General features: G+C 29.2%; 7 protein-coding genes. All 7 read left to right on the top strand.

The genetic code is table 11. The features are described from left to right. The first annotated feature begins 316 nt into the window (after positions 1–316). The 7 genes from VLM92_RS04310 to VLM92_RS04280 all read left to right on the top strand — a co-directional run bounded on the left by VLM92_RS04310 (position 317) and on the right by VLM92_RS04280 (position 6449). Positions 317–2446 (top strand): chemotaxis protein CheA, encoded by a 2130-nt coding sequence (locus VLM92_RS04310; RefSeq protein WP_325275123.1) that lies wholly within the window; start codon positions 317–319, stop codon positions 2444–2446. Positions 2447–2566: 120 nt separating this feature from the next. Beyond that, on the top strand, positions 2567–3649 hold the full coding sequence (locus VLM92_RS04305; RefSeq protein ID WP_325275122.1) for a chemotaxis response regulator protein-glutamate methylesterase: 1083 nt from the start codon (positions 2567–2569) through the stop codon (positions 3647–3649). Positions 3650–3666: 17 nt separating this feature from the next. Then, a complete protein-coding gene (locus VLM92_RS04300; protein WP_325275121.1) occupies positions 3667–4293 on the top strand; it encodes a chemotaxis protein CheC in 627 nt (208 codons plus the stop codon). Beyond that, complete coding sequence (locus tag VLM92_RS04295) at positions 4293–4778, top strand: chemotaxis protein CheD (RefSeq protein WP_325275120.1); 486 nt, start codon at positions 4293–4295, stop codon at positions 4776–4778. Before VLM92_RS04300 ends, VLM92_RS04295 begins: the two co-directional genes overlap by 1 nt. Positions 4779–4796: 18 nt before the next feature. Then, the gene (locus VLM92_RS04290) at positions 4797–5279 is read left to right on the top strand and encodes a chemotaxis protein CheW (RefSeq protein ID WP_325275119.1); all 483 of its coding nucleotides are present in this window, start codon (positions 4797–4799) and stop codon (positions 5277–5279) included. After that, positions 5263–6072, top strand: coding sequence for a protein-glutamate O-methyltransferase CheR (locus VLM92_RS04285; protein ID WP_325275118.1), 810 nt, complete (start codon positions 5263–5265; stop codon positions 6070–6072). The genes VLM92_RS04290 and VLM92_RS04285 overlap by 17 nt, the downstream gene beginning before the upstream one ends. A 20-nt stretch (positions 6073–6092) precedes the next feature. Then, positions 6093–6449 carry a response regulator gene (locus VLM92_RS04280; protein ID WP_334309492.1) on the top strand — a complete coding sequence of 119 codons (357 nt, stop codon included), beginning with the start codon at positions 6093–6095 and terminating at the stop codon, positions 6447–6449. Positions 6450–6461: the final 12 nt, after the last annotated feature.

Below are 6461 nucleotides of genomic sequence, written 5' to 3'. Positions count from 1 at the left end.
ACATCAGAGGAAAGTGCTGCTGCTAGTGAAGAATTAAGTGGACAAGCACAGATGTTAAAATCACTTATTGAGAACTTTAAATTAAAAGATACAAATGGTTCTCATAAACATATAAACTTTAATAGTGATGAGATTAATTATTTTGCCATGAATGAATCTGAATAATACAATAACAATATGTTGTAATTTATGATTTAAAAAAAATGGAAGCTTTTATGCTTCCATTTTTAGAAATTCAATTTAAATATCAAACAATTCAATTTAAATATTAAATAAATTGAAATCTATTATGTTTAATTAATAAAGGAGAAAGAATATGAGCGGAGTAGATTCTTTAACTGAATTTTATGTGCACGAAAATATGCAGTTATTAGAGCAATTAGAAGAAATTTTACTTGTAGGTCAATCGGGTGCTGGTGGATTAGGAAAAGAAGAAATTGAAGAAATTTTCCGTGCGATGCATACTATTAAAGGTTCTTCAGCTATGATGGGATATGATAGTTTAACAAAGCTTACTCATAGTATAGAAGATGTTTTTGATGAAATACGTAATGGACTTGAACTTTCTAGTAGTAAGTGGGAAGAAGTCGTTGATGTTGTATTAGCTATTATTGATTTTCTTAAAGAAGAAATGTTAAATGTACAAGAGGGATTGCTTCCAGAGGCTAGTATTGATGAATTACACGAAAAAGCTGTAAATTTATTAAATAATGATGATGAAAATAATGATGAGAATAAATTGTTAGAGATAGAATTACCTCAAGACTGTGAGAATTATGCAAATACACAAATAGTGGGTGAAAAATACTTTTGTATAAAAGTTTTATTTGAAAGTGGATGTGGCATGGAAGGAATTCGAGCACTTGGCGTACTTACTATGATTGATAGTTTATGTTCTATTATGAAAACTATGCCTGAAGATTTAAATGTAGAATGTGATGATGCTATAATCAACGATGGTTTTACTATGTATGTAAAAACAATGGGAGATAAATGCGAACTTGAAAAATGTATTTCAGAAACTATGTTTTTAAAAAGTTTTGAAATTATAGAAGTTACAGATGAAGCAGAACTACAAAATATTTTTGGTGTAGTTAATTCAAATAACAGTCAAAACACTATAGATGATGAAATAGAAATCATTAATGAGGCGTTAAAAGAAGTCATTAAAGAAGATGTTCAATCAAATACATCTAATAAGATAGATGATGAAATAGAAATCATTAATAAGGCATTAAAAAAAGATATTAAAGAGGAAGTTGTCCAATCACAAAAATCTAATAAGAATAGTTATTTAACTGTAAATATTGATAAAGTTGATACGCTAATGAATTTAGTTGGAGAAATTGTTACTACTGAATCTATGGTAGAAAAGCAATCACAGCTAGAAAACTTTGATCCAGACAGTTTTGAAAAACAAGCAAGAAGGTTACATCAATTAACAACTGAATTACAAGATGTAGTTATGTCAATTCGTATGGTTCCAATTTCTTCTACATTTACTAAAATGCAAAGAGTTGTAAGAGATATGAGCAAAAAAACTGGCAAATTAGTAGATTTGGTATTGATTGGTGAGCAAACTGAAGTGGATAAGAATATTTTAGAAAATATTTCAGATCCTTTAATGCATATGATAAGAAATAGTATGGATCATGGTATCGAGACACCTGAGGAGCGTAAAGAAACTTCAAAACCAGAGAAGGCTACTATTACATTAGAGGCAAAAAATACTGGTGGAGATGTTGTTATTGTTATTAAAGATGATGGTCGAGGATTAAATAAAGAAGCTATTGTTAAAAAAGCAATTGAAAAAGGGATTACAAGTAAAAGTATTGAAGAAATTAGTGATAAAGAGGCCTACAACTTTATATTAGCACCTGGATTTTCTACAAAAGAAGCTGTAAGTGAGTATTCTGGACGAGGCGTAGGTATGGATGTTGTTTATACAAACATTCGTAAGTTAAGAGGTTCTATTAGTATAGACAGTGAAAAAGGAAAAGGTACTATGATTGTACTTCGTATTCCACTAACATTGGCAATTGTAGATGGTATGAAAGTACAAATAGGTGATGAAATATATATTATTCCATCACTTAATATAAAAGAAGTGTTTAGACATGGTGTTTATGAGATCGTTGAAAATCCAAATGGAGAAGAACATAGTATTATTAGAGGAAGTTGTTACGAAATTCGTAGATTATCAAATATACTCGGTATAAATACATCAAAATCTGATGAAGGCATTATGATTTTAGTGGAGTCTGAAATGGGTAATGTTTGTATTATTGTAGACAGTATTATTGGTCAACAACAAGTTGTAATTAAGCCAATACCTACATTGTTGACACAGTTTGAAAAAGTTCAATCTTACCTGGCAGGTTGCTCTATTTTAGAAGATGGTTCTATTAGTTTGATATTTGATGTAAACGCCATTATAAATAATTAAATGGTGTTAGTATAATATCATAGACATAATTACTATAGATGAATCTGTTGAAATTGCTAAAAAAATTAGGCGGAAATTGTGTAGTAAGACAGTAGAGGTATTCAAAAGGAGAGATAGTCTATGGAAGATAATAAAAAGATAAAAGTATTGGTAATTGATGATTCTAGTATGTTTCGACGTATTGTAGCAAAGTATCTTCAAGAAGATCCAGAGTTGGAAGTTGTGGGCACCGCTAAAGACTCATATGATGCTAGAGATAAGATAATACAATTTAGGCCAGATGTATTAACACTGGACATCGAAATGCCAGGGATGAATGGAATTGAATTTTTAAAAATTATAATGAATCAACATCCTATTCCTACGATTGTTATTAGTGGTGCTGATGGTAGATGTTTTGAAGCTATAAGTGCTGGAGCAGTTGGATTTGTTGAAAAACCAAATGCAAATACAATGAACGATTTTTCTAATGATTTAGCATCTAAAATTAAAGAAGCTTCGATTGCTAAATTGGAGAAAAAGTATTCTAAAACTAACTCTTCACAAGTTAATCATTCTGCACAGAAAAAAAGTATATTTAACAATGAGAATATAAGAAGAAAAAATGATAAAGATATAATTGCGATTGGGGCATCTATGGGCGGTGTAGAAGCTATTAGTAAACTATTAAGGCAATTACCTTTAGGATTACCGCCAATTGTAATTACGCAACATATGCCACCAGTATTTACCCAAAGATATGCAGAACGTTTAAATAAAGAATGCTTGATAAATGTATCAGAAGGTAAAGATGGAGAAGAAATATTAAGTGGACATGCATATATTGCACCTGGAGCTTTACAAATGGGTATAGCAAAGAAAAATAATAAATATGTATTAGAAGTTAAAGAAGGCGAGAAAATTAGTGGTCATTGCCCTTCAGTAGATTATTTATTTGAATCTGTAGCAAAAGCAGCTAAAGAAAATGCTATAGGTGTTATTTTAACTGGAATGGGTTCTGATGGAGCTAAAGGACTACTTGATATAAAGAAAGCGGGAGGATATACTGTTGGTCAAAATAGACATTCTTGTGTTGTTTATGGAATGCCAATGGCTGCGAAAAATTTTGGAGCAGTTTCAAAAGAAACTTCTTTAGAAATGATTCCAAATGTAATATTAAACCAATTAAAGAAAAGACAATTAACAGTGAAATCTAAAGATTAGATAGAAAGTAGGTATATATGAAATTTGAGTGTGATAAATTGAATGTATTTCGTGAAATTAGCAATATAGGTTCAGGTAATGCATCATCTTCATTAGCTATAATGTTGAATGAGATAGTTGATATTGGAATTCCTAAAAGTGACATGATTAAATTTTCAGACATAACTAATAGTTATAGTTCTCCAGAAGAATTAGTTGTAGGAACTGTCTTACAACTTTCAGGAGATATGGAAGGATTTATTATGGTTATTATGAAAATCGATTCGGCACTTAATTTATTATCAAAAATTTCTGGGAAAGAAATCATATGTGATAGAAATGATTATAATTCGGTTTGTGAAGAATTAAATTCAATAGGAGAAATTTGCAACATACTTTGTGGAACATATTTAACTGCAATATCTGATATGACAAATTTAACTATAGATCCATCAATTCCTTATTTTAGTGTAGATATGGTTATGGCAATTATGAATTTACCTATTTCATTATATGGTCCGGTTGCTGACTCAATTTTATGCATTGAAACAGACTTTTTCACTACAGATCATAAAATTGATGGAAAATATTATTTTATTCCGAAAGTTGAGTCATGTAAAAAACTATTAGCTTCATTAGGATTTGTTGATTCGGAGAATAACTAATGGAAAATGTAACAGTAGGTATAGCAGATTTTAATATTGTAAAGGCACCTAATCAAATTAAGACGATTGGGTTGGGATCTTGCTGTGGTGTAGTACTTTACGACGAGATAAATAAAATTGCTGGATTAATTCATATTTTACTTCCAGACTCAAAGCATGAAAAAAATATAGTAAATAAGGCAAAGTATGCAGATACGGGGATTGTTTTATTGTATGAAGAAATGAAAAAAGCTGGTGCAAATACTGGATTTATAAGAGCGAAGTTAGCTGGTGGTGCACATATGTTTAATTTTAAAAATACCAGCAGTAGTATATTTACTATTGGAGAAAAAAATGTAAAAGCATGCAAAGAGACATTAGCTAAATTAAATATTTCTATTGTTTCTGAAGATGTATTAGGTTCTTGTGGAAGAACTATTATTTTTGATACTCTTACAAATAAACTGAGTATCAAAAGTATTGGGAAAAGTGAAAAACTTATTTAAAAGGATGGTGTATTATTTGTGAATACAAATGATGAAATAATAGAGAATAAAATAGATGATTTGTATATGGTATTTGTTATAAATAATCAAAAATATGCATTGTCATCAAAATATATTATAGAAATTATTGAAATGTTACCTATAACGAAAGTTCCATTCCTTCCTAAGTATATGAAAGGGATTATAAATTTAAGAAGTACGATTATTCCTGTAATGGATGCTAGAATGAGATTTGATATGGATCCAATTGATTATAATGAGAGAACTTGTATTATTATAATTGAGAATAACATGGATAAAATTGGGTTAATAGTTGATGCTGTAAATGAAGTTATTAATATTTCACCTAATCAAAGTATGAAAATGAACTCAAATAAAGACGAATGTAAGCAAAATTTCATAAAAGGTGTTAGTGAAATAAATAATGAAATTCAGTTAATATTAGATTGTGATTCATTAGTAGAAATTGTAGAGGATATGAATAATGGAATTAACGAATAAAGACTTTGTACGATTAAAAAATTTTATGTATAATAATTATGGAATAAATCTTGAAAATAAAAGAACACTGATTGAAACACGACTAGTATTGATGGTAAAGCGCTTAGGATTTGCTGACTTTAAAAGTTATATAGATAGTTTGATGCAAGATAAGACAGGAGAGCAAGCATCTATTTTAGTAGATAAGCTAACAACAAATTTCACTTATTTTATGCGTGAGGAACAGCATTACGAATTTTTAAAAGATGAAGTACTATTACCTAATTTAAAAAAACCATCAATTGGAGGAATAAAAATTTGGTCTGCAGCTTCATCTACAGGAGAAGAACCATATTGTACTGCTATGTTAGTAGCATCCATTTTTGGAAAAAACGCAAAGTCAAAGGTATCTATAACAGCATCTGATATTTCTAATAGTGTATTAAAACAAGCGAAGGCAGGTATTTATTCGGAAGATAAAATATCTAAATTACCACAATTGTGGGTGAAAAATTTCTTTCAAAAGATAAATGATAAAAATTATGTAGTTATTGAAAATGTTAAAAACTTAGTTGAATTTAAATATTTTAACTTAAATAATAAAATAGGTTGGGATAAGTGTAAATACGATGTTATTTTTTGTAGAAATGTTATGATTTATTTTGATAATCCTACAAATCATAAATTATCTAAAAGATTATACGAATCACTTAAACCAGGGGGATATTTGATAATTGGAATGTCTGAAAGTTTATCTAACTTAGAAACAGATTTTGAACGTGTAAAACCATCAGTGTATAGAAAACGATTATAGTTGATCAAAATGGAGGAAATATTATGAAAAGAGTATTAATAGTTGATGATGCGGCATTTATGCGTATGTCTATTCGCAATATGCTTACGAATTATGATTTTGAGATAGTTGGTGAGGCAGAAAATGGTTTGATGGCAATTGAAAAATATAAAGAATTACAACCAGATATTGTAACGCTAGATATTACTATGCCAGAAATGGATGGATTACAAGCATTAAGAGAAATTAAAAAATTTGATCCAGCTGCATCGATTGTTATGGTATCAGCATTAGGACAAGAGGCGAGAATGAAAGAGGCAATTATTTATGGAGCAAAAGGGTTTATTGTAAAACCTTTTAAAGAAGAGATTATTGTATCTGCTTTATCTAAACTGTAATTTATTTTGATG

The sequence above is a fragment of the Romboutsia sp. genome (genome assembly GCF_035470145.1).
GTDB lineage: Bacteria > Bacillota > Clostridia > Peptostreptococcales > Peptostreptococcaceae > Romboutsia_D.
Note: the sequence above shows the minus strand (reverse complement) of the source record. Positions and strands in the feature narration are given on the sequence as shown.

Coding starts and splice junctions, on each gene's coding strand:
- VLM92_RS04310 (WP_325275123.1), top strand. CDS start 317: ATGAGCGGAGTAGATTCTTTAACTGAATTTTATGTGCACGAAAATATG.
- VLM92_RS04305 (WP_325275122.1), top strand. CDS start 2,567: ATGGAAGATAATAAAAAGATAAAAGTATTGGTAATTGATGATTCTAGT.
- VLM92_RS04300 (WP_325275121.1), top strand. CDS start 3,667: ATGAAATTTGAGTGTGATAAATTGAATGTATTTCGTGAAATTAGCAAT.
- VLM92_RS04295 (WP_325275120.1), top strand. CDS start 4,293: ATGGAAAATGTAACAGTAGGTATAGCAGATTTTAATATTGTAAAGGCA.
- VLM92_RS04285 (WP_325275118.1), top strand. CDS start 5,263: ATGGAATTAACGAATAAAGACTTTGTACGATTAAAAAATTTTATGTAT.